Origin of the sequence: Pustulibacterium marinum, from assembly GCF_900116665.1 — a bacterium.
GTDB classification, from domain to species: Bacteria; Bacteroidota; Bacteroidia; order Flavobacteriales; family Flavobacteriaceae; genus Pustulibacterium; species Pustulibacterium marinum.
Map to the genome: position 1 here is coordinate 156267 of NZ_FPBK01000008.1, position 23370 is coordinate 179636.

Here is a 23370-nt window from a genome sequence, read left to right on the forward strand (position 1 = left end):
AAATAGATACAAATTCATGCAGAGTGAATAAAGAACTGATTATCAGAACCGGTTCCTCTGACGTTGACTTTGCCTTACTTAAGGATGGAAAACTTATAGAATTACACAAAGATGAAGAGAGTAACGACTTTTCTGTTGGCGACATTATGCTTGCCAAAATAAGAAAACCGGTGCAAGGACTTAATGCTGCATTTGTAAATGTAGGTTATGAAAAAGATGCTTTTTTGCATTATCATGATCTAGGTCCTAAACTCACAACTTTGCTAAAATTCGTAAAACGTGTAAGCACAGGTAAACTTAAAGAGTATTCTTTAAAAGATTTCCCATTTGAGCAAGAAATAGATAAAAATGGTATTATCACAGATGTGTTAAAAGCCAATCAATCTATTTTAGTACAAATTGTAAAAGAACCCATTTCCACTAAAGGTCCAAGAATTAGCTCAGAGCTTTCTCTAGCTGGCCGATATTTGGTTTTAGTTCCTTTTTCTGAAAGAATTTCTGTTTCTCAAAAAATTGAAGATCGAGAAGAAAAAGACCGCCTAAAACGTTTAGTACAAAGTATTAAACCAAAGGGGTTCGGAGTTATAGTACGTACAGTTGCAGAAGGCAAAAAAGTCGCTGAACTGGACAAAGATTTGCACAATTTGGTAAACAAATGGAATACCATGTGCAAAAAAATGGTAAAAGCTAATCACCCTTCTAAAGTACTGAGTGAAGTAAATAGAGCTGCCTCTATTCTTAGAGATTTGTTCAACGATGACTTTTCAAGTATTATGGTTGATGATGAATTGCTTTACCAAAAAGTAAAAGATTACGTGCACGAAATTGCACCAGAAAAAGAGTCTATTGTAAAAATGTATCAGTCGAATGTTCCAGTTTTTGAAAAATACGGAATTGAACGACAAATAAAAACCTCTTTCGGCCGCACAGTTTCTATGAGCAAAGGTGCATACCTTGTTATAGAACACACAGAAGCCCTTCACGTCATTGACGTAAATAGCGGTAACAGATCGAACAAAGCCAAAACCCAGGAAGAAACTGCCCTAGAAGTTAACCTTATCGCCGCCTCTGAAATTGCAAGACAATTGCGATTACGAGACATGGGAGGTATTATTGTTGTTGACTTTATAGATATGGGTAAACCTGACAACCGAAAACAACTCTTCGATTTTCTTAGAGAAGAGATGAAAGAAGACAAGGCCAAGCACAAAGTATTACCTCCAAGTAAATTTGGTCTGATACAAATTACAAGACAAAGAGTACGCCCGGAACGTAACATTAAAACAAGAGAAGAAAATCCTAACGGAGCCGGAGAAATTGAAGCTCCTATTCTCATCATCAATAAGATTACGACCGAGTTAGAAAGAATTATTAGTAGTAAGCCTAAAACTAACGGAATTACATTAAATGTTCACCCGTTTGTGGCAGCTTACTTAACAAAAGGATTTCCATCCGTTCGTTCTAAATGGTTTTTAGAACACAAAAAATGGGTAAAAATATTACCTAGAGATGCTTACACATATTTAGAATACCGTTTTAAAGATAAAGACGGAAAAGAATTATCATAATAAAAAACCGCTACGATGTAAATCATAGCGGTTTTTTTGTTTTATACACTTTAGCGATTAAAACCTATAACCAAAACTAACTCCGGCTCTAAACTCTACTGCATCTATATATTCATCATCATAGCCTCCTAATGTTCTAGAAATATTAGCAAAGACATCTAGACTAAAAGTATCTTTCAATACCCATTTATTCCCCACACCAAATCCTAGTGCAAAACCATTAATATCATACTTTTCTTGGTAATTATAATCTTCGTAAACATCATTTTCATAATCATAGACATAGTAATAATCCCAATCGGAAGTGATACTTCCTGTCCTAATTTTTGCCATGGGAAAAAAGTAGAAACCTGCATATTCTCGCTTTTTACTGAAATATAAATTGTATGCTATTCTAGCACTTACTCCAGTAGTCTCATCTATATATCCCACGTCATAATAACCAAAAGTATCAAACAACGAAACATCCAAAGAAACCGACTGATTACTTCCTAAAAACCGTTCGTAACCTACATCTAAAGTACCAGCCACCACAAGATCTAGTAAGTTTATAGAAATTTCATTTTTGGAACCCGAAGGTTCTTCAACTTCTTGTGCATTACCTAGAAAACTAGCAAGCATTAATAATGATAAAACAATTTTTTTCATTTTTTGATTGATTAAGTTTTTATAAAAATAAACCCCGCCAAAAGGCAGGGTTTAAAAATAGATTTTATTTTGATTCAAAAATTATAAATCATTCATTTTCTGAAGCCAATAACGAACGTTTACTTCTTTTTCAATAAGTGATTTCAAATCATCAATAGCAACTCTACTTTGCTCCATAGAATCTCTGTGACGAATGGTAACCGTGCTATCTTCTAAAGATTGATGATCTACCGTGATACAGAAAGGCGTACCGGCAGCATCTTGTCTACGGTAGCGTCTACCTACAGCATCTTTTTCATCATAAGTAACATTGAAATCCCACTTCAATTCTTCTAAAATTTTCTGTGCTAACTCTGGTAAACCATCTTTTTTAACTAACGGAAGAATCGCTGCTTTTGTTGGTGCTAAAACTGCTGGTAATTTCAATACTGTTCTGCTTTTTCCATCTCCTAGATCTTCTTCTTGTAAAGAGTTAGAGAATACTGCCAAGAACATTCTATCCAATCCAATAGAAGTTTCTAACACATACGGAACATAGTTTTTATTTTCTTCCGGATCAAAATACTGTAATTTTTTACCTGAAAATTCTTCGTGTTGTTTTAAATCGAAGTCTGTACGCGAATGGATTCCTTCTAACTCTTTAAATCCGAATGGGAATTTGAATTCAATATCAGCCGCTGCATCTGCATAATGTGCTAATTTCTCATGATCGTGGAAACGGTAATTATCTTTCCCCATTCCCAATGACAAATGCCATTTTAAACGGGTTGCTTTCCAGTAATCATACCACTCAACTTGTGTACCTGGTTTAATAAAGAATTGCATTTCCATTTGTTCAAACTCACGCATACGGAAGATAAACTGACGCGCAATAATCTCGTTACGGAATGCTTTCCCTGTTTGTGCAATACCAAAAGGAATTTTCATTCTTCCAGTTTTTTGAACATTCAAGAAGTTCACAAAAATACCTTGTGCAGTTTCCGGACGTAAATACAAGTCCATTGCAGATTCTGCAGAAGCTCCCAATTTGGTTCCGAACATTAGATTGAATTGCTTTACATCTGTCCAGTTTTTAGAACCGGTTTCAGGATCTGCTATTCCTAATTCTTCGATCAACGCTTTGACATCGGCCAAATCTTCTTTTTCTAAAGACTGCCCTAAACGCTTTAAAATAGCGTTGCACTCTTCTTGATATTTTACAACTCTTGGGTTGGTTTCCAAAAACTGTTCTTTATCAAAAGCATCACCAAAACGCTTGGCAGCCTTTGCTACTTCTTTATCTATTTTTGCTTCAATTTTAGCAACATAATCTTCTACTAAAACATCGGCTCTATATCTTTTCTTGGAATCTTTATTATCAATCAATGGATCGTTAAACGCATCAACGTGCCCAGAAGCTTTCCAGGTTGTTGGATGCATAAAGATAGAAGCATCGATACCTACAATATTATCATGCATTTGCACCATTGCTTTCCACCAATACTCACGAATATTCTTTTTTAGTTCAGCTCCATTTTGACCGTAATCATAAATAGCGCTTAAACCATCGTAAATTTCACTTGATTGAAAAATATATCCATACTCTTTTGCATGGGATATTACCTTCTTAAATTGATCATCTGTATTTGCCATAACGCAAAAATAGTAGTTTTAAATTCCTGATTACAAATGTAGCAGATGCTTTTTATTATTCCATAGGAAAAATTGGATTCTGAAAGTAATTTTCCAAATAACTGATGTATTAGTTAATCAACCACGTCAAAATTCACCTACTCGATATTTTACAACATCAACTCTAGGGCTTAAAAATACGTTAAACACCAAAACCTCGTCATAACAATTACTTAACTTTGAGTTCTATTTTGTAGGAAATATAGCTATGTTAGATTTAGTACAAGTACCCAGAGTTAAAACAATTACCAAACAGGAATTTATAGAGAACTACTTCAAACCTCAAAAACCTGTTGTCATAGAAAAATTTATTGAAAATTGGCCTGCTTATTCCAAATGGTCTTTAGAATACATGAAAGAAGTTGCAGGTGACAAGACCGTTCCATTATACGATGACAGGCCTGTGAAACATGACGAAGGTTTTAACGAACCTCATGCCAAGATGAAGATGAGCGAATATGTAGATCTTCTTAAAAAAGAACCCACACGTTACCGTATTTTTCTTTGGAATATTTTGAAAGAAGTTCCTCAATTACAAAAAGATTTCTCATATCCAGATTTTGGATTGCGACTTATGAAAGGCTTACCAATGCTTTTCTTTGGAGGAATGGATTCCTACACCTTTATGCATTACGATATTGATTTGGCAAACATTTTCCATTTTCATTTTGAAGGAAAAAAACAATGCATTCTGTTTGATCAATCGCAAAGCAAATACTTATACAAAATTCCTCATTCCTTAATTACGCGAGAGGATATTGATTTTGTAAATCCAGATTACAATAAGTGGCCAGCTCTAAAACACGCAAAAGGTTATATTGCCAACTTAAATCATGGAGAAGTTCTCTATATGCCGGAAGGTTACTGGCACTACATGCGCTATATTACTCCGGGTTTTTCTATGAGTTTGAGAGCTATAGCGAGACATCCTAAAAATTTATCTAAGGCACTTTACAATATTTTTGTTATGCGTAATTACGATAATTTCATGCGCAAAAGAAAAGGCCAAGCATGGATAGATTGGAAAAACGAAGAAGCTATTACTAGAACACATAAAAAAGTCGCCCAATAGAAGGCGACTTTTTATTTATATGATTCGAAAAAAAATTGACTTATTCTTCCTCACTCTCTTCTTTCTCTTCTGAAAGCGCATTCCAACCACGAGCTTTCATTTCAATTTTCGTATTGGCTCTTGTTACCAAATGGATTCCTTCACTTTCTTGTGTCATATGACCAATAATTGTAAAATGCGGATTTCCTTTAATTTTAGGATAATCATCTTGACTAACGGTGAACAACAATTCGTAATCTTCACCTCCACTCAACGCTACCATAGTACTGTTCAACTCAAATTCTTCAGAAGTTGAAATTACCTGCGGATCTAACGGAATTTTATCTTCGTATACATTAGCTCCAACTTTAGAAGATTTGCATAAATGAATCACTTCCGAAGAAAGTCCGTCACTTACATCTATCATAGAGGTTGGTTTTACTCCTAATTCTTTCAACAAAACAGGAATATCTTTTCTAGCTTCCGGCTTCAATTGTCGTTCTAACAAATAAGAATACATAGAAATATCTGGTTGCGAATTTGGATTCACTTTCCAAACTTCTTTTTCGCGCTCCAACACTTGTAATCCAAGGTATGCTCCTCCCAAATCTCCGGTAACCACAAGCAAATCATTTTCTTTTGCTCCTTCTCTATACACCACTTCATCTTCAGATACTACACCAATGGCAGTTACAGAAATTATCAAACCTCGGGTAGAAGAAGTTGTATCTCCTCCAACCACATCTACATTATAAATTTTAGAAGCCATACGAATTCCATCATACAATTCCTCTAAAGCTTCTAACGGAAAACGGTTAGAAACTGCAATAGAAACAGTTACCTGAGTTGCTTTAGCATTCATTGCATAAATATCACTCAAATTCACCATTACGGCTTTGTAACCTAAATGTTTCAACGGAACATAAGCCAAATCAAAATGAACTCCTTCTATCAACAGATCTGTAGAAACTACTGTTTTGGCATCTTTAAAATCTAAAACAGCTGCATCATCACCAATTCCTTTAACGGTAGAATCTTGTTTGATTTCCAAGTTCTTGGTTAAATGTTCTATAAGTCCAAACTCACCTAATTCTGACAACGATGTACGTTGCGGATTTTTATCTTCTATCATGCTGCAAAGGTACTATTTTTAATATTTTCTTCATTATAACAGAAAACTATGGTAGAATTTATTATATATATATTTTAAGTATGGAAAATCGTGAAGTTTATAGTACTTTTGCAATTGAGTAAAAGCAGTTTAGCTTTAATAAACTGATTATTAAAAAGGTAAGAGCAATGATTAAAGTATCTGAAAACGCAAGAAAGAAAGTAATAGAGCTCATGACCGATGACGGTTTTGATGCCACTAAAGACTATGTAAGAGTTGGCGTGAAAAGTGGAGGATGCAGCGGCTTATCTTATGATTTAAAGTTTGATCATACCATTGATGAAACCGATAAAGTCTTTGAAGATAACAACGTAAAAATAGCTGTAGACAAAAAAAGCTTTTTGTACCTCATTGGTACTACACTAGAATATTCCGGAGGATTAAACGGTAAAGGATTTGTGTTCAACAATCCAAATGCACAACGTACCTGCGGTTGCGGAGAAAGTTTCTCGCTATAATTTAAAATACCAAAACCAAGAACCCAATTAGCAACAGCTAATACCATTTACAATATGGCATATACTGAAGAAGAATTAAAAAAAGAACTGGAATCCAAAGAGTATGAGTACGGATTTTATACTGATATAGAATCTGATACGCTTCCTCCAGGATTAAATGAAGATATTGTAATAGCAATTTCTAAGAAAAAAGGAGAACCAGAATGGATGACTGAATGGCGTTTGGAAGCTTTCCGTGCTTGGTCTGAAATGACAGAGCCAGATTGGGCAAACGTACATTACGAAAAGCCAAATTTCCAAAACATCTCTTATTATTCTGCTCCCAACAAAAAACCTAAGTACGAAAGTTTAGACGAAGTTGATCCTGAGTTGCTAGACACTTTCAAAAAATTAGGAATTTCTATTGATGAGCAGAAAAAATTAGCTGGAGTTGCTGTAGACATCGTAATGGACTCCGTTTCGGTTGCTACCACATTCAAAAAGACATTAGCAGAAAAAGGTATTATTTTCTGTTCTATTTCTGAAGCTATTAAGGAATATCCAGAATTAGTTAAAAAATATTTAGGTACAGTGGTTCCACAGAAAGACAATTTCTACGCCGCTTTAAACTCAGCTGTATTCTCAGACGGATCTTTCTGTTACATTCCTAAAGGCGTTCGTTGCCCAATGGAACTTTCAACCTATTTCCGTATCAACCAAGCAGGTACTGGTCAGTTCGAAAGAACTTTGGTAGTTGCAGACGAAGGTAGTTACGTAAGCTATCTAGAAGGTTGTACCGCTCCAATGCGTGACGAAAACCAATTACACGCCGCTGTAGTAGAATTGATTGCTTTAGACGATGCTGAAATTAAATATTCTACCGTACAAAACTGGTTCCCTGGTGGGAAAGACGGGAAAGGTGGAGTTTTCAACTTTGTAACTAAAAGAGGTCTTTGCGAGAAAAATGCAAAAATTTCTTGGACACAGGTTGAAACCGGTTCAGCAGTAACCTGGAAATACCCTTCTTGTGTATTAAAAGGTGATAACTCAATCGGTGAGTTCTACTCCATTGCTGTGACGAATAACTATCAGCAAGCAGATACCGGGACCAAAATGATTCACTTAGGTAAAAACACTAGAAGTACTATTATTTCTAAAGGTATTTCTGCCGGAAAATCTCAGAACAGTTACCGCGGTTTGGTTCAGGTAAATTCTAGAGCCGAAAATGCTCGTAACTTCTCGCAATGCGACTCATTATTAATGGGTAACGAATGTGGCGCACACACTTTCCCATATATTGAAGCTAAAAATAAATCGGCTCAGATAGAACACGAAGCTACAACTAGTAAAATTGGTGAAGATCAAATTTTCTACTGTAACCAACGTGGTATCGATACCGAAAAAGCAATTGCATTAATTGTAAACGGTTTCAGCAAAGAAGTATTAAACAAACTTCCTATGGAATTTGCCGTCGAAGCGCAAAAGTTATTAGAAATTAGTTTAGAAGGCTCGGTAGGTTAATGTTAAATGTGATAATTAGCTAATAACACAATGTGAAAATGGAAATCAAGGAAAATGTAATTTTAAAGATGACTTTTGAATTTTCTTTGGAAATAATTTCATATTGTGAAACATTAGAAGCTAACAGAAAGTTTGTCATTGGAAATCAATTATTGAAAGCAGGAACATCAATTGGCGCTAACATAAGAGAAGCCCAAAATGCTGAAAGTAAAAGTGATTTTATTCACAAATTTAAAATAGCTGCTAAAGAAATAGAAGAAACAGATTATTGGTTGGCATTATGCAATTTTTCTGAAAATTACCCCAATACAGATTATCTTTTAGAAAAGCTACATCACATTAAAAACATAACTAACAAAATCATTATAACGTCCAAGAAAAAATAAAAAACTAGAGAATTATCAAATTGGCACATTTGCAAATTTTCAAAAAAATTTTATCTAATGTTAAAAATAGAGAATTTACACGCTTCTATTGAAGAGAAAGAAATATTGAAAGGTTTAAACATCGAAGTGAAACCAGGTGAGGTTCACGCGATTATGGGACCAAACGGAGCAGGAAAAAGTACCTTATCTTCTGTAATTGCAGGTAGAGAAGAATATGAAGTAACCGAAGGAAGCATTGAATTTAACGGAGAAGAAATCGGTGAAATGGAAGCAGACGAAAGAGCACACAAAGGTATCTTTATGTCTTTTCAATATCCAGTAGAAATTCCAGGAATTTCGGTTACCAACTTTATCAAAACTGCCATCAACGAAACTCGCAAAGCGCAAGGTTTAGAAGACATGCCAGCTAGCGATATGTTGAAAAAAATTAAAGAGAAAGCAGAATTATTAGAAATTGATAGAAAATTCTTATCACGTTCACTAAACGAAGGTTTCTCTGGTGGTGAAAAGAAAAGAAACGAAATCTTTCAAATGGCCATGTTAGAACCAAAATTAGCCATCCTTGACGAAACCGATTCTGGTCTAGACATCGATGCACTTAAAATTGTGGCTAACGGGGTAAACAAATTAAAAAGCAAAGACAACGCTGTTATTGTAATTACACACTACCAACGTTTGCTAGATTATATTGTACCAGATTTTGTACACGTTTTATATGACGGAAAAATTGTAAAATCGGGTACTAAAGAATTAGCTTTAGAACTGGAAGCAAAAGGTTACGACTGGATTAAGCAAGAAGTTACTGCCTAATCATGAAGTGGTGGTTGGCTGCCATACTCGTTTATTGCTTTCAACTAGGTTTTTCACAAGAAACCGAGCAAATCAATACTGTTTTTAAACAATACCAACAAGCGGTAATTCACAAAAACGGTAACAAAGCATTTCAACTGGTAAACAAGCAAACCATCAACTTTTATAAAGAAGTCTGGAAGGCCAGCAACAGTGCAGACAGCGCAACAGTATGTTCTTATTCTTTTGAAGAAAAATTATGGATTTTAACCACAAGACATCTCATTTCTAAACAAGAAGCTGCTCAATTAAACGAACAATTTCTGTTTGAATATTTAATGAGAAACGGTTGGATTCACAAAGAAGACATTAGCAAATTAACCATTGGCGAAACGGACATTCAGGAGAATTACGCTATTGCACAAATGCAACTGAACGGCGAAGACATTCCTTATTTTTTTCAGTTTGAAAAAGAAAACGGAAAGTGGAAAGTAAATCTAATAGAGATGCTGGAAGCTGCCGGAAGAAATGTTGAAGCCGTGATACAAGCAGGAAGCCTTTCAGAAAATTCATTCATAATAGAATCAATAGAAAAAATTTCAGGTAAAAAAGCAAATCGCGCCATTTGGTTACCTTTTAAAAGTTAGAAAAAATGGACTTAAAAGATAAATTAGTTTCATCATTCGCAACGCTTCAAGAGCAAAATGATGCTGCGCATCAAATTCGCCAGGAAGCTTTCGAACAGTTCGAAACGCTTGGTTTTCCAACCAAAAAGCTAGAAGCTTGGAAATACACTTCATTGAATTCGGTTTTAAAAACTGATTTCAATTTATTTCCTACTTCAGCAACAACTTTAAGCTTCGAAGACGTAAAACCTTATTTTGTACACGAAATTGATGCGTACAAAGTGGTTTTTGTAGACGGAGTTTTCAATGCTGAATTATCAAATATCGATACCGAAGGTTTTGAAGTTACATTGATGAGCAAAGCATTGAACGATGCTGAGCATAAAGCTGTAATTGAAAAATACTTCAACAGCATTGCTAAAAAAGACGAAAGTTTAACGTCTTTGAATACTGCTTTCACCAAAGAAGGCACGTTTATTCATATTCCAAAAAGCAAAGTTGCAGATAAGCCAATTCAATTATTACATTTTGCTACCGGAACCGAAAATGCATTATTCCTTCAACCTAGAAACCTCGTTGTTGTAGAAGAAAATGCACAAGTTCAAATCATTGAGCGTCATCAAAGTTTAACCGACAATGCTACCTTGACCAATGCGGTTACTGAAATGTTTGTTGCTAAACACGCTAATCTGGATTACTATAAAATTCAGAATGATAAATTGACGGCTTCGTTAATAGACAATACTTATATTTCTCAAGAAGGACAAAGTAACGCTAGCGTGCACACCTTCTCTTTCGGTGGAAAAATCACCAGAAATAATTTGAACTACTACCAAAAAGGAGAATACATTGATTCTACCTTGAAAGGAATTACCATCTTAGAAGGAAAACAACACGTTGACCACTATACGTTGGTAGACCACGTAGAGCCAAATTGTGAGAGTCACCAAAATTACAAAGGTATTTTTGCAGAAAAAAGTACGGGTGTTTTCAACGGAAAAATCTATGTAGATAAGATTGCTCAGAAAACAAATGCTTTCCAACAGAACAACAATATTTTATTAGACGATACTGCGACTATCAACACCAAACCTCAGTTAGAGATTTTTGCTGATGATGTAAAATGTTCGCACGGTTGTACCATTGGTCAGTTAGATGCAGAAGCAATGTTCTACCTAAAAACTCGTGGTATTCCTGAGAAAGAAGCAAAAGGACTATTAACGTATGCATTTGCTAACAATGTATTAGAAAGTGTTCGCATTCCTGAACTTCAGGCACGCGTTAACAAACTTATTGCAGAAAAACTGGGTGTAAATTTAGGTTTCGACCAATAAAACTCACTTTGTGATCAACGTACAAGAAATACGAAAAGACTTCCCGATATTAAGCAGAAGCGTTAACGGAAAACCGTTGGTGTATTTTGATAATGCTGCAACATCGCAGACCCCAAATCAGGTGGTTGATGTGATTGTAGATTATTATCACAATTACAACGCTAACATTCACCGTGGCGTACATAGCTTGAGCCAGGAAGCAACTGATAAATACGAAGCGGCGCGCATTAAAATTCAACAACATTTTAATGCTGCCAAATCGCACGAGATCATTTTCACTAGCGGAACAACGCACGGAATCAACTTAGTTGCAAACGGATTTTCAGCTTTGCTAGAAAAAGGAGATGAAATCATCGTTTCGGCATTAGAACACCACAGCAATATTGTACCATGGCAAATGCTTTGCGAGCGTACAGGAGCTGTCTTAAAAGTGATTCCTATGACTGAAGAAGGTACGCTAGACATGGTTACTTTTGAAGCGGTACTTTCAGAAAAAACCAAATTGGTGTTTTGCAATCATGTATCGAATGCTTTAGGAACCATCAACCCTATTGAGACCATAATTGAAAAAGCGCATGCGGTTGGCGCTGCTGTTTTAATTGATGGTGCACAAGCTTCGCCACACATAAAAGCAGATGTTCAGGCATTAGATGTAGATTTCTATGTGGTTTCGGCTCATAAAATGTGTGGTCCAACCGGAGCAGGAATGTTGTACGGAAAAGAAGCATGGTTACAAAAACTTCCACCTTACCAAGGTGGTGGCGAAATGATTGCCGAAGTAACGTTTGAAAAAACTACCTACGCCGATCTTCCACATAAATTTGAAGCAGGAACTCCTAACATTTGTGGAGGAATTGCTTTTGGAGCTGCGATTGATTATATGAATTCAGTAGGGTTTGACACCATTGCAACTTATGAAGACGAATTACTTCAGTATGCAACAGAGAAACTTTCTACCATTGCAGGTTTGCGTATTTACGGTCCAAACGATCATAAAGCTGCTGTAATCTCTTTTAATATCGAAGGCATTCACCCGTACGATATGGGTGTTATTTTAGATAAACTAGGAATTGCCGTAAGAACAGGACATCACTGCGCACAACCTATTATGGATTTTTATAACATTCCGGGCACTGTTCGTGCTTCGTTCGCATTTTACAATACCAAAGAAGAAATAGACATTTTGTTTGAAGGCGTTGTTAGAGCCAAAAACATGTTGAGCTAAACTTCAAAAACATAAAATTTTTATAAAAAGTACCTTTCTGAGGTACTTTTTTTGTAACCTTATCTTATTAAATTTCAACTATGCGATTCGTTTTTCTTTTTATATTTTCATGTATTGCTGCTTCATGCGGAACTAAAAAACAAGCTTCAATGGAATCAGTAGATTATAATTTTCGCTATGAAAGTTTTACCCGTGGAAGCCGACAGATTATAGAAATCAATTCAGAAAAAACACATATTGAATCAACAGCAAAACAAATAGACACGGTGATTTTCACTCCAAAAGAAGATTGGAAAAACTTGGTTACCGAAGCAAATAAGGTAGACCTTTCAGCATTGAAAACACTAAAAGCGCCTTCAGAAAAGCGTATGTTTGACGGCGCTGCAACAGCAACTTTGCTGGTTACAAAAGCCCATAAAACCTATTCATCTGCTAGTTTTGATCATGGAAATCCGCCCAAAGAAATTGCTGATTTGATAAATACTATCACAGCGCTGGAGGAAGCCGTTGAATAAGCCATAATCTATTTGTACTTTTGCCTTAAATAATTTGAATATGACTATAGAAGAAATTCAAAATGAGATTGTAGACGAGTTTTCTATGTTTGACGACTGGATGCAGCGTTATGAATACATGATTGAACTAGGAAAATCGCTACCACTTATAGACGAACAATACAAAACCGATGATAATTTAATCAAAGGTTGCCAAAGTAAAGTGTGGGTTCACGCTTCTTTAGACGGTGACAAAATTGCCTTTACCGCCGATAGCGACGCTATTATTACCAAAGGAATTATTGCTATTTTAGTTAGAGCATTTTCAGACCAAAAACCAAAAGACATCATAGAAGCCAATACCGATTTTATTGACGAAATAGGATTGAAAGAACACTTGTCTCCTACCCGCGCCAACGGATTGGTTAGCATGATAAAACAACTTAAAATGTATGCCATTGCATACCAAACTCAATTGAAATAAACATGAGTGAAGAAACCCAAAACACAGCCCAATTAGGAGAAAAAATAGTTGAAGTTTTAAAAACCATCTTCGACCCTGAAATTCCTGTAGACATTTACGAATTAGGACTTATTTACGATGTTTTTGTAAACGAAGACAACGACGTAAAAGTTTTAATGACCTTAACAACTCCAAACTGTCCGGTTGCAGAAACGCTTCCGGTAGAGGTTGAAGAAAAAATTAAATCTATTGACGAAGTTAACGAAGCCGAAGTAGAAATTACTTTCGACCCGCCATGGAGTCAAGATTTAATGAGCGAAGAAGCTAAATTAGAATTAGGACTTTTATAGTTTATGGCAGACGAAATAGTAAACAGAGTAGCCAATAGCAAACTTATCACCGTTGACCTAGAAGATTTTTATCCAAAAGGTCAACGTATTGTTTTTGATATTAAAGATTGGCTGTTAGAAGGTTTTCTTTTGAGGGAAAAAGACTTTAGAGAGCAAGCCAAAAACCATGATTGGGAACAATATAAAAGCGCTTACGTAGCACTTACCTGCTCTTCAGACGCTATTATTCCGGCTTGGACATTTATGTTGCTATCTACCTATTTAATGCCATTTGCTAAAAAAGTAGTCATTGGTAATCTTGAAACCTTAGAAATGGTATTATATCAAGAAATTATTACCAATACTGATTTTTCACATTTAGAAAATGCTCCAGTTATTGTAAAAGGTTGCTCTAAAAAACCAGTACCTAACAATGCATACATCTTCTTAATTGAAAAAATTCAACCCATTGCAAAAAGTTTGATGTATGGCGAAGCATGTTCTTCAGTTCCGTTATTTAAGAATAAAAAATAATTTCTCATCATCATACATTAAGAGAAATCCATTTAAAACATCTACTATGAAAAAAATCTACTTGCTTGGTGCATTACTTGTAAGTTCTTTGGCAACGTATGCACAACAACAAAACAATGAAAAAGAGAAAGACACAACCTGGACAACCAAAGGAAATGCTACTTTATTGTTTAACCAGTCTGCTTTTAACGCTGAATGGCTTGGTGGTGGAACCAGCAATGTTGCCGGTAACTTATCAATAAGTTATGATTTTAATTATGCCAAAAAAGACTGGACTTGGGATAATAAAATACTTATAGACTATGGTTTAACCAAAGTAAAAGATGAAAAATTTGCGAAGAAAACCAATGACCGTTTTGAGTTTAATTCTATTTTAGGTAAAAAAGCTACTAGAAATTGGTATTATTCTGCTTTCTTAAATTTCAAGACTCAAATGGCAAAAGGATACAAATTTGGGGAAGATGAAAACGGGGAAGAAACCAGAACAGAATATACACATCTTTTGTCTCCAGGATATTTACAAATAGGTCCTGGTATGTTATGGAAAAAAAGCAATAATCTTAAAGTAAACATAGCTCCGGCAACCGCAAAACTTGTTTTTGTGGATAAAGATTTTACGACTACAGAAGGTTATGAAGACGGAGATTATTTTGGCGTAGATCAAGGAAAATCAACTCGTTTTGAATTTGGTGCTTCTATCTCTGGTTACTACAAAGTAAATATTATGGAAAACGTATCTGCAGAGAATATCTTAAATTTATATTCAAATTATATTGAAGATCCTCAAAATGTAGATATAGATTATACTTTAAATGTAGTAATGAAGATAAACAAATACCTATCTACCAACTTTACGTTTCAAGCAATTTATGATGACAATGCAATTACTGCATTTCAAATTAGAGAAGTATTTGGTTTAGGTGTTAATTACGGTTTTTAATACTGAATAAAATAGAACTCAACCTTAAAAATAAAAGGGCTGCTAATTAGCAGCCCTTTTTGTTTAGATTATGAATATAAATAATGTTATTCCTTAATAATCTTAATAGTTCGAGTCTTATCTGCAATGGTCACTTTAACAAAGTAAGCACCTGCAGAAAGTTGAGACATATTTATAATATAGTTAGTAGCGCTTGGTGCTAATCTCAATACTTCTTGCCCTAATAAATCAAATACAACCACATCACTGATTTCTTCTTGAGAAGTCAATGTAAGTTTGTTCTGATCTACAGGGTTTGGATAGTATTTGAAAACTACAGCATTGATGTCACCAACTGCAGATGGTGTTAGTTCAATCACTTCAATACCAAATGTACCAGCATCTCCAAGATAATCTACTTGAATGTAGTACGTAGCCCCAGGAATTAAAGCATTTTCATCCGTAAGCTGTAGTGTCGAATTGCTAGGAACATTTACTCCATTATCTTGATTACAAGAAAGATAATCAGTTAACGAATAAAGGTCTGTACATGTAACTTCAGTACTACTATAAACTGCAATTTGTGTATCTGTAAGCGAACCTCCTGGAATGTCGGTAGATATTTGAACTTCTCCACTTTCCGGAGCAGTAAAGCTAAACCAAACAGAACCATTTGCGGCGGTGAAACAATCTGGCATAGGCTCATCATTTTGAACAGTAGCATTTACCGTAGTAAAGGCATCTCCACTAGTAGAACCTTGTTGGGCTTGGGTAAGCACATCTAATTCGAAGGCGTTACAAAGATCATCATTAGAAGGCGGCGTTTCGCAAGCATATGTAAAAGTTCCTAAATTGATGCCTTCGCAATAAGTATCTTCATCATAAGCTATACTAAGTGTTATCACCGATTCGTTAAGGAATGGCCCTACTTGAACAGCTCCAATACCATTGATTTCCCAAGTTTCCGTTCCATCGGTAATGTAAGGTAAACCATTACCAGTTGCTGTAATATCTACATCCACAAAGAATTGGTCATTATCACAATCATCGTTTATATAAGTAAAACCTACTGTAGCTGGTTCACAAGGAATTGGACACGTATAGGTAAAAACTCCTAAGTCCGTACTGCACGTGCTATCATCACCTTGATTAAGAACCAATTCAGCATACGAATCGCTAACGAACGGTCCTACTTGTATGGTTCCTGTAGTAGAAATTACCCATGAAGTAGATCCATCTGAAATACTTGGAGTTCCATTACCAAGATCTGTTATGTTTACTTCTACATAGAATTGATTATTATCACAATCTTCAATAACAGTAGGAGTTTCAAAAGTAGCTAATACACAAGAAATAGGACATGTGTAAGTAAAAGTTCCTAGGACCACATCACAAGATTCATCAGATCCTGTTATGGTTAAATCTACAGAGTCGCCATCTTGGAAAGGACCAACTTGCAATGTACTTGTTTCTGCAATATCCCAAGAATTGGTTCCGTCTGTTATGGTAGAGGTCCCGTTTCCTATATCTGAAATCACAACATCAACGTAGAATTGCTCATTGTCACAATCAGCATTTATTGATGCTTCTGAATAACTGGCAACATAGCACGGAGTAGGACAAGTATAAGTAAAAGCGCCTATTGTTGTATCGCAAGATTCATCAGATCCTGTTAAGGTTAAATCTACAGAGTCACCATCTTGGAAAGGTCCAACTTGCAATGTTCCTGTTTCTGTAATATCCCAAGAATCGGTTCCATCTGTAATAGTAGATATTCCATTGCCTATATCTGAAATCACTAGGTCTACATAGAATTGCTCATTATCACAATCAGCATTTATTGTTGCCGCTGAATAACTAGCTACATAACATGGAATAGGACAAGTATGTGTAAAAGTCCCTATTGCCACATCGCAAGTAGCGTCAAGTCCATTTGTGAAGGTTAAGTCTACAGATGTTGCATCTTCAAATGGACCAATGTGTGCAATTCCAGTCCCTGTAATATCCCAAGAATCGGTTCCGTCTGTGATTGAAGGAGCTCCGTTTCCTATATCAGTAACAGTAACATCAACATAAAATTCACTATTGTCACAATCTTCATTAACAGTAGCAGCGCTAAAGGCTGGACTTTCGCATACAAAATCAGTCACGTTTAAACTAAAATCTAATGTCGTTCCTAAAGACCCATTGTAGCAAGGATTTAAAACCGTTCCTGTTGGCGCTGCGATCATTCTCATGGTATACACTGAAGCAACAACTGTTTCAGGTATAACAAAAGAAATAGTAACGTTTGACGTATTAGCGGTTGTAGAAGTTGCACTCCCTACTAGTTCGTCATCATCAAAAGTCATATCGTTATCATAATCAATCCAAAGAGCAATGTCATACGCTACTGCTGTTTGTAGGGTAATTTGAACTGATGCAGTTACTTGTTCTGTAACATCTATGCTGGTATTTGTATAATCTACGTAAGTCTCATCATTTAAACCATTGTTAATGTAGGATGAATTAATGCTGACTCCTGTAATACCGTTACCGTCTACATTTTGAGGTTCTGATTCGCAATAACATTCATTTGCATTGGTTGTAAACGTGTATTCTGTACACGAAGATTCTGGAGTGTTTCCATCACTGTCGTAAGGTGTTACGGTATAATAGTAAGTAGTGTTTTCCGTTCCTAAAATACTATAAGAAGTCACATTTCCAAGATCTTCATTGCTTAGAACATCATCTTCACCGGTAGTGGTGCCTACGGTTAAGTAATAGCCGGAAGCCATAGAAGTAGCATCCCAAACAATGGTAGTTTCGTAATTTCCACAGGTAGGATTAGTAATCGAAACTACGTTTGTTGCACATTCAATAGCTTCTGGAGTACAAGAATTTGTAAAAGCTCCAAGATCTATGTCACATGATGTAGAAATACTTCCGATCATCAAAGTAAGGTTGACAGATGTCCCATCTGTAAATGGACCTACCTGAGTGGTTCCGGTTGATGTGATCTCCCAGTTAGAAGAGCCATCTGTGATCACTGGAGAGCCTTCTCCAAGATCGGTAATATTAACATCTACAAAGAATTGACTATTTTCACAATCTGGCACTACGCTAGCAGTGTCGTATAAAGCAGCTTCACAAGAGTATTCAACAACCTCCATCCCCAATTTATCAGGAGAATATGGAGTTCTATTCACTTGAATATAATAAGTATTGCCAGGCGTAAGAGCATTAGATCCTAACAAAGAAATTGAAGTATTGTTAGATGTACAAGCAATTGCTGAACCTAGTGTAGAAAGATCAGAACAGGTAACGTCTTCTGCTTCATAAAGAGCCATTTCTACCTGATTTCCTCCGCCTAGTGGATATGCATTTATTTTCACTTCGCCAGAGTCTGGAGCTTCAAAACTAAACCATAAGGTTCCGTTAAGTCCATTTGCAAAACAAGATGGAACAGGCTCGTTGTCTTCTGTAGAAGCTGATAAGAACTGATATTCGTTAGACGCAACCAAACCTTCATTTTCCTGAGAAACTGGAGTTAATTCGGTTACATCACAAAGGTCTGTATTGTCGGGCGGGCAGAATCCTAAGTTGAGTGACGAAGCAGCCAAGAAAACAGCTGAATCATATAAAGCATCACCTTCATCAGCAATAGCGAGTTTCAGATGGTATGTTTCTCCAGGGATAACGTTTGCTTCAGCAGTTAATACAACAGTTTGTCCGTTGTAATTTATAGCACCTAATCCTGAAAGATTGTATTGATCAAAGTATTCTTCGTTGATTGGGCCACAACTGCTCCCGCTATTTCCATGAACAGTAGTCACTTTTACAGGAGTGTTAGTACCTGGAATTACTGCTATGTTTGTATCATTACCGTCTTCATCGGTTAAAATAAAGGCAAAAATATCGGAGTAATTACATTCATATTGAGAGGTATATTCTTCTGAAGCAAAAATATAATCAAAGCTAATGTGATCTACTTGCGGAACAAAGTCGAATTCAATATAACTTGCATCGTTTAAATTAGATTCTCCGGAAACGGCCTCTAAATCACTGTCTGAAGAAAGACCTAAATTAGTATTTAAACTAGTTGAATTAGGGCCTGCAGCATTGGCAATATCTCCTGAAGATAAAATGATACCTTCTTGAATAGGAAAAGCATATCCGTTTTCAAAATACCCTATACTATTATTGCCATTAGTTGCGGCACCAACCCAGTTGATATTGGTAGCTTCAGAACAAAATGAGTTGATGAATACTTCTGTAATCAATTCATCAATGGTGTATTCATCTGTTGAAATACTCATTTCAGGACAATCTGTTTGCGCAAGTATTGGACTGATCAAGCTACAGTTAGAATCTGTATTGTTGTGGATATAGTAGGTTATAGCATCTCCATTGTTATAAGGACCAAAACTGTAGGTATTGGCAGATGTTACGATTTGAGGAGCATTCCCCTCACTATCGGAAATAGTAAGTGATGTAGCATCTCCCATATCGGTAATATCAAGATCAATAGTAAATGTACTGCTGTTTTCGCAATCACTATTCACTACATAATCAATAGTAGGAGCTGTACAGGTACTACAATTTACAGAAAAGGTTAATGGAACTCCATCTTCATCTGCATCTTCGCAACTTCCAGTAGCGTTAGAAGTAATGGTAACGTAAATTTCAGCTCCTGTAGCTTCATAGTTAAGTCCGCTGAGGTCGCCTTCAGTTCCGTTTCCTTGGTATAAAACAGTGGTGTTATCTGAGTCGTAAACTGTTACTTGATCATTTACATCTTGTAACATTCCACTACTAAAGTTAATTCCTAAATTATTGGTATTGTCTGATGCGGTAAAGTGGAATGAAATATTTTCATCATTAGCATAGCAATAATTAACTACTGTTGGACCAACATTACAGTCTACTGTGTAATCAGTAATAATTGGTGTGCTAAATGTATATACGCTTGACCAATCACTAAAAAAATCATCATCACACTTACTTCTTACATATACTTCGTAGCTTGAGTTTTGTGTTAAACCTAAAAGATTTACGCTATTTGTATTTGTAGAAGTACCATTGCTTGTTGGTTCATCTCCTCCAGCAAGTTGAATGATGTATTCCCAAGTATCATCCGTATTTAGATTTGAATCATCCCAAGTCAATGTGGCTGTTGTGCCAGTAATGTTTGAAACTGAAATATCGGTTGGAATGTTACAAAAATCTGCACAGGCTTGTATGCGCAAGTAATCAATAGCCATATCACCATATGTACTATAGGTGTCATTGGCAGTTTGTTTAAACTCAATGTAAATGGTACTACCAACGTATTCTGAAATATCAATTCCTATTGGGACCCAAGGAGATGCACTTGATGTTTGATAAGAACCTAAGTACGAATAAATGTTTGTAAAAGGACCTGTAGGAGATGTTGATATTCCGACCTCTAACGTTCCCATTCCTTGACCATATGAAAACATATAAAATGATAGCTCAGCATCTTCGGTGGCTTGAGTTAGGTCTATTCCGGGAGAAACAGCAGCGGCAGTAATACCACTGTAAGTTCCAGAAGATTCAAACATTAAATAATTATCTCCACTATAAGCTAGATAAGGTCCAGTTGAAGAGCTTTGGCTGCTACCAGGAATTTCCCAAATTGCATAGCCGTTTGTAGAAGACACATCCCCTGTCCATTGTCCTACTTCATCAAACTCTTCTATAAAAAGGTAATTTGCTTCATTTTCAGAACAAGTAATTCCTACAGGTGCTGGTGGTGGAGCGTTAAGTGTAGTAAAAGTTATTGGCCCAAACCAAGAACTTACATTTCCGCTTGATTCACATGTGTTTTGTATATAAACGTCGTATGTGGTAGCACCTTCCAAATCGGTCAAAGTAAAAGGAACTTCTTCTGCTTCAACTATGGTGCCGTCACCTATGGTGAAATCGGTAACTCCATATTGGATATTCCAAGAAGTATTGTCATCAGTATAATTCCAATCAAGCTCAGCACTATTGGATGTGATATCGCTAGCTGATGCCGTTGAAATTGGCAAACAGATATCATATTCATCAAACATGATATCATCAATAGCAAAATCATCGTAGTATGCAAAACCTGAATCAGGGTATTGAGCTGTGAATCTTGCAGCTACACTACCAGTAATAGTGTAGTCACTCAAATCGATAGAAACAAATTCCCATCCATCAGTGTTTTCGTTGCTGGTATATACATCATTATGCCAAACAGTACCGTCAAAGAAATCTACTGCAAAATCAAGATTATTATATCCTTGTGCATGGCTATTAGCAAAAAAATGAATGGCCGGTTGGTTGAGCGCAGAAACATCTACGTAGGGAGAAATTAAAGAAATTTCATCGTATCCATTAATAAAATTAGCTTCAATATAAGCAAAAAATTGACCGCTCAAAGTGCTATTATCCCCCATGTTTCCATTGTTTCCTGAGTAATAGTTATACGTGCTGAAATACCAATAAGGATATATGTTGTCGTTATTGTTCCAACAAGATGGAGTATTATAGCTAAATTCTTCTGTATAAGGAGCTGTTACTTCGCATGGCGTAGTTACTGTAATGGGTCCTTGCCAAGAACTGTTGGAATCTGCACAAATGTTTTGAATATAAAAATCATAGGTAGTGTTGGATGTAAGTCCTGTTACCGTATAAGGATTTGCATCAGCACTCACAGTAGTTCCGGTTCCTAGTCCAAAGTTTGAAGCTCCATATTGGATATTCCAATTTGTGGAAGTTACCAGATCATCCCAGGAAAGCTCTACTTGTGTTGGAGCCACATAGTTTGCGGTTAAGTTTAATGCAGGAAAACAGTAGTCTAGTTCATCAAATTTAACATCGTCAATGGCAACATCATCATAATAGCCATTAGAGTCACCCTCGTCAACAACAAAACGTATCTGAACCGCTCCGGATATGGTATAGGAAGAAAGATCTACCGAGACCAATTCCCAACCTTCTGTGTCTGTATTACTCGTATATATACTTTCATGCCAGGTTGCTCCATCATAGAAATCTACTGAGAAATCCACATTGGTATATCCATTGGAGTCACTGTTTAAGAAGAAATGAACAGCAGGTGTTGTTAGTGCTGAAACATCCACATAAGGTGTAAGCAAGCTTGTTCCGTCGTTATGAGAATAAGAGTTGTCTACATAAGCAAAATAGTTTCCGCTAATTGTAGTGTTTTCGTCTAGATTTACATTATAGTTGGAGTTGGAAAAATACCAGTTTTCATTATTGTCTAAGCCTTGATTCCAACATTCCGGGATGTAGTAATTTTCAAAAGTTTGAGTATAGGGCGCATCATACACAGGACATAAGGTAGAAAATGAAAAAGGTCCAACCCAATCTCCCAGATAAAGAATACAGTTAGACTGAACATAAAATTCATAATCGGTATTACTTTCAAGGTTGTTAAGAGTGTGTGGGTTTGAAGTTGCCACAACACTGGTTCCTGTACCTTGTGTAAAACCAGCAGGACCATAATCTATATTCCAATAAGTAGCAGATCCATTTTCAGTCCAAGAAATATCTACGGTAGTATCTGTTGCATTTGTAGCATTTAAATCTGAAACACTTGGACAAGGCGGAGGTGTTTGAGAATAAATAGTTGGTGCGTTAAAACAAAAACCATAGGTGTAGTTTCCTCCGTCTGTAAAGTAAATACGGTATTTAAATCCCGTAAGCTGTGTACTCGTAAACTCACTGATGTTCAAATGATCTGAAACAAAATCAGTTTTATTATAACTACAATAATTATTGTAAGCATAGTAGTAAGTGTCTGTATTTAAAGGATCACCCCAATCAACCCAAGAGGAACTATCGGCATCCCAGTATTGTAATTGAATATAATCGTTATAGCTATGATTGTAGATGTATTCTGTTTCTACTTTTATCCAGGTCTCTTCTGCATTGTAAGCAGCTGTAAGGTCTATTACAGGAGATTCTGCTGCAATGGTCGAGGAGTATGAATATCCTGCATCATTGTCATCATAACTAAAGGTTGATGTAACCAATGGGTTCGCTTCCAATGCTAAGGAACTTGAATTGTAAGAGCCAGTAAGGCTCCAGTTGGCATTGGGCCAGTTGGCATTTTGCTCTAAGGTTTGCGCAAAAGTGCAAAAACCTGTAAGTAAGAGTAGTAAAAAAGTAAGTGTAGTTTTTTTCATCGGTAGGTTTTTGTGTAAAAA

At 36.0% G+C, this 23370-nt stretch carries 18 protein-coding genes; 14 read left to right on the forward strand and 4 right to left on the reverse strand.

Annotated features, from left to right (window positions below; translation table 11 throughout):
- Positions 1–23: 23 nt before the first annotated feature.
- A complete protein-coding gene (locus BM383_RS11845; protein ID WP_093025351.1) occupies positions 24–1568 on the forward strand; it encodes an Rne/Rng family ribonuclease in 1545 nt (514 codons plus the stop codon).
- 57 nt (positions 1569–1625) lie between these two features.
- Here BM383_RS11845 and BM383_RS11850 read toward each other — a convergent pair whose 3' ends face one another.
- Together BM383_RS11850 and BM383_RS11855 are read right to left on the reverse strand one after the other, a co-directional pair.
- The gene (locus tag BM383_RS11850) at positions 1626–2216 is read right to left on the reverse strand and encodes a DUF3575 domain-containing protein (RefSeq protein ID WP_093025352.1); all 591 of its coding nucleotides are present in this window, start codon (positions 2214–2216) and stop codon (positions 1626–1628) included.
- Between the two features lie 81 nt (positions 2217–2297).
- A complete protein-coding gene (locus tag BM383_RS11855; protein ID WP_093025353.1) occupies positions 2298–3848 on the reverse strand; it encodes a glycine--tRNA ligase in 1551 nt (516 codons plus the stop codon).
- A gap of 247 nt (positions 3849–4095) precedes the next feature.
- Here BM383_RS11855 and BM383_RS11860 point away from each other — a divergent pair, with 247 nt between their 5' ends.
- Entirely contained in the window at positions 4096–4959 is an 864-nt protein-coding gene (locus tag BM383_RS11860) for a cupin-like domain-containing protein (RefSeq protein WP_093025354.1), read from the forward strand.
- Positions 4960–4999: 40 nt separating this feature from the next.
- Here the strand turns inward: BM383_RS11860 and thiL are convergent, their stop codons facing one another.
- Positions 5000–6070 carry a thiamine-phosphate kinase gene (gene thiL, locus BM383_RS11865; protein WP_093025355.1) on the reverse strand — a complete coding sequence of 357 codons (1071 nt, stop codon included), beginning with the start codon at positions 6068–6070 and terminating at the stop codon, positions 5000–5002.
- Between the two features lie 167 nt (positions 6071–6237).
- Here thiL and BM383_RS11870 point away from each other — a divergent pair, with 167 nt between their 5' ends.
- The 12 genes from BM383_RS11870 to BM383_RS11925 all read left to right on the forward strand — a co-directional run bounded on the left by BM383_RS11870 (position 6238) and on the right by BM383_RS11925 (position 15187).
- Positions 6238–6567, forward strand: a complete 330-nt coding sequence (locus tag BM383_RS11870) for a HesB/IscA family protein (protein WP_093025356.1) — start codon at positions 6238–6240, stop codon at positions 6565–6567.
- 54 nt (positions 6568–6621) lie between these two features.
- Positions 6622–8067, forward strand: a complete 1446-nt coding sequence (sufB, locus tag BM383_RS11875) for a Fe-S cluster assembly protein SufB (RefSeq protein ID WP_093025357.1) — start codon at positions 6622–6624, stop codon at positions 8065–8067.
- Positions 8068–8105: 38 nt separating this feature from the next.
- Complete coding sequence (locus BM383_RS11880; RefSeq protein WP_093025358.1) at positions 8106–8453, forward strand: four helix bundle protein; 348 nt, start codon at positions 8106–8108, stop codon at positions 8451–8453.
- A 57-nt stretch (positions 8454–8510) separates the two neighbouring features.
- The gene (gene sufC / locus BM383_RS11885; protein WP_093025359.1) at positions 8511–9263 is read left to right on the forward strand and encodes a Fe-S cluster assembly ATPase SufC; all 753 of its coding nucleotides are present in this window, start codon (positions 8511–8513) and stop codon (positions 9261–9263) included.
- Positions 9264–9265: 2 nt separating this feature from the next.
- Positions 9266–9889, forward strand: a complete 624-nt coding sequence (locus BM383_RS11890; protein WP_093025360.1) for a hypothetical protein — start codon at positions 9266–9268, stop codon at positions 9887–9889.
- Between the two features lie 5 nt (positions 9890–9894).
- Positions 9895–11202 (forward strand): Fe-S cluster assembly protein SufD, encoded by a 1308-nt coding sequence (gene sufD / locus BM383_RS11895; protein WP_093025361.1) that lies wholly within the window; start codon positions 9895–9897, stop codon positions 11200–11202.
- Between the two features lie 10 nt (positions 11203–11212).
- Positions 11213–12427, forward strand: a complete 1215-nt coding sequence (locus tag BM383_RS11900) for an aminotransferase class V-fold PLP-dependent enzyme (RefSeq protein WP_093025362.1) — start codon at positions 11213–11215, stop codon at positions 12425–12427.
- A 149-nt stretch (positions 12428–12576) separates the two neighbouring features.
- The gene (locus BM383_RS11905) at positions 12577–12942 is read left to right on the forward strand and encodes a hypothetical protein (RefSeq protein ID WP_143106415.1); all 366 of its coding nucleotides are present in this window, start codon (positions 12577–12579) and stop codon (positions 12940–12942) included.
- A gap of 40 nt (positions 12943–12982) precedes the next feature.
- Positions 12983–13405: a SufE family protein gene (locus tag BM383_RS11910; protein WP_093025364.1), complete on the forward strand. Its 423-nt coding sequence runs from the start codon at positions 12983–12985 to the stop codon at positions 13403–13405.
- 2 nt (positions 13406–13407) lie between these two features.
- Positions 13408–13734, forward strand: a complete 327-nt coding sequence (locus BM383_RS11915; RefSeq protein WP_093025365.1) for an SUF system Fe-S cluster assembly protein — start codon at positions 13408–13410, stop codon at positions 13732–13734.
- Between the two features lie 3 nt (positions 13735–13737).
- On the forward strand, positions 13738–14247 hold the full coding sequence (locus BM383_RS11920) for a DUF2480 family protein (protein ID WP_093025366.1): 510 nt from the start codon (positions 13738–13740) through the stop codon (positions 14245–14247).
- Between the two features lie 46 nt (positions 14248–14293).
- Positions 14294–15187: a DUF3078 domain-containing protein gene (locus BM383_RS11925; RefSeq protein WP_093025367.1), complete on the forward strand. Its 894-nt coding sequence runs from the start codon at positions 14294–14296 to the stop codon at positions 15185–15187.
- Positions 15188–15273: 86 nt separating this feature from the next.
- Here the strand turns inward: BM383_RS11925 and BM383_RS11930 are convergent, their stop codons facing one another.
- Entirely contained in the window at positions 15274–23349 is an 8076-nt protein-coding gene (locus tag BM383_RS11930) for a choice-of-anchor L domain-containing protein (RefSeq protein ID WP_093025368.1), read from the reverse strand.
- Positions 23350–23370 lie beyond the last annotated feature (21 nt).

Bases quoted from the DNA above. Each gene is read 5' to 3' on its own strand.
- BM383_RS11850 (WP_093025352.1), bottom strand. From the start codon at position 2,216: ATGAAAAAAATTGTTTTATCATTATTAATGCTTGCTAGTTTTCTAGGT.
- BM383_RS11855 (WP_093025353.1), bottom strand. From the start codon at position 3,848: ATGGCAAATACAGATGATCAATTTAAGAAGGTAATATCCCATGCAAAA.
- BM383_RS11860 (WP_093025354.1), top strand. From the start codon at position 4,096: ATGTTAGATTTAGTACAAGTACCCAGAGTTAAAACAATTACCAAACAG.
- thiL (WP_093025355.1), bottom strand. From the start codon at position 6,070: ATGATAGAAGATAAAAATCCGCAACGTACATCGTTGTCAGAATTAGGT.
- BM383_RS11870 (WP_093025356.1), top strand. From the start codon at position 6,238: ATGATTAAAGTATCTGAAAACGCAAGAAAGAAAGTAATAGAGCTCATG.
- sufB (WP_093025357.1), top strand. From the start codon at position 6,622: ATGGCATATACTGAAGAAGAATTAAAAAAAGAACTGGAATCCAAAGAG.
- BM383_RS11880 (WP_093025358.1), top strand. From the start codon at position 8,106: ATGGAAATCAAGGAAAATGTAATTTTAAAGATGACTTTTGAATTTTCT.
- sufC (WP_093025359.1), top strand. From the start codon at position 8,511: ATGTTAAAAATAGAGAATTTACACGCTTCTATTGAAGAGAAAGAAATA.
- BM383_RS11890 (WP_093025360.1), top strand. From the start codon at position 9,266: ATGAAGTGGTGGTTGGCTGCCATACTCGTTTATTGCTTTCAACTAGGT.
- sufD (WP_093025361.1), top strand. From the start codon at position 9,895: ATGGACTTAAAAGATAAATTAGTTTCATCATTCGCAACGCTTCAAGAG.
- BM383_RS11905 (WP_143106415.1), top strand. From the start codon at position 12,577: ATGGAATCAGTAGATTATAATTTTCGCTATGAAAGTTTTACCCGTGGA.
- BM383_RS11910 (WP_093025364.1), top strand. From the start codon at position 12,983: ATGACTATAGAAGAAATTCAAAATGAGATTGTAGACGAGTTTTCTATG.
- BM383_RS11915 (WP_093025365.1), top strand. From the start codon at position 13,408: ATGAGTGAAGAAACCCAAAACACAGCCCAATTAGGAGAAAAAATAGTT.
- BM383_RS11920 (WP_093025366.1), top strand. From the start codon at position 13,738: ATGGCAGACGAAATAGTAAACAGAGTAGCCAATAGCAAACTTATCACC.
- BM383_RS11925 (WP_093025367.1), top strand. From the start codon at position 14,294: ATGAAAAAAATCTACTTGCTTGGTGCATTACTTGTAAGTTCTTTGGCA.
- BM383_RS11930 (WP_093025368.1), bottom strand. From the start codon at position 23,349: ATGAAAAAAACTACACTTACTTTTTTACTACTCTTACTTACAGGTTTT.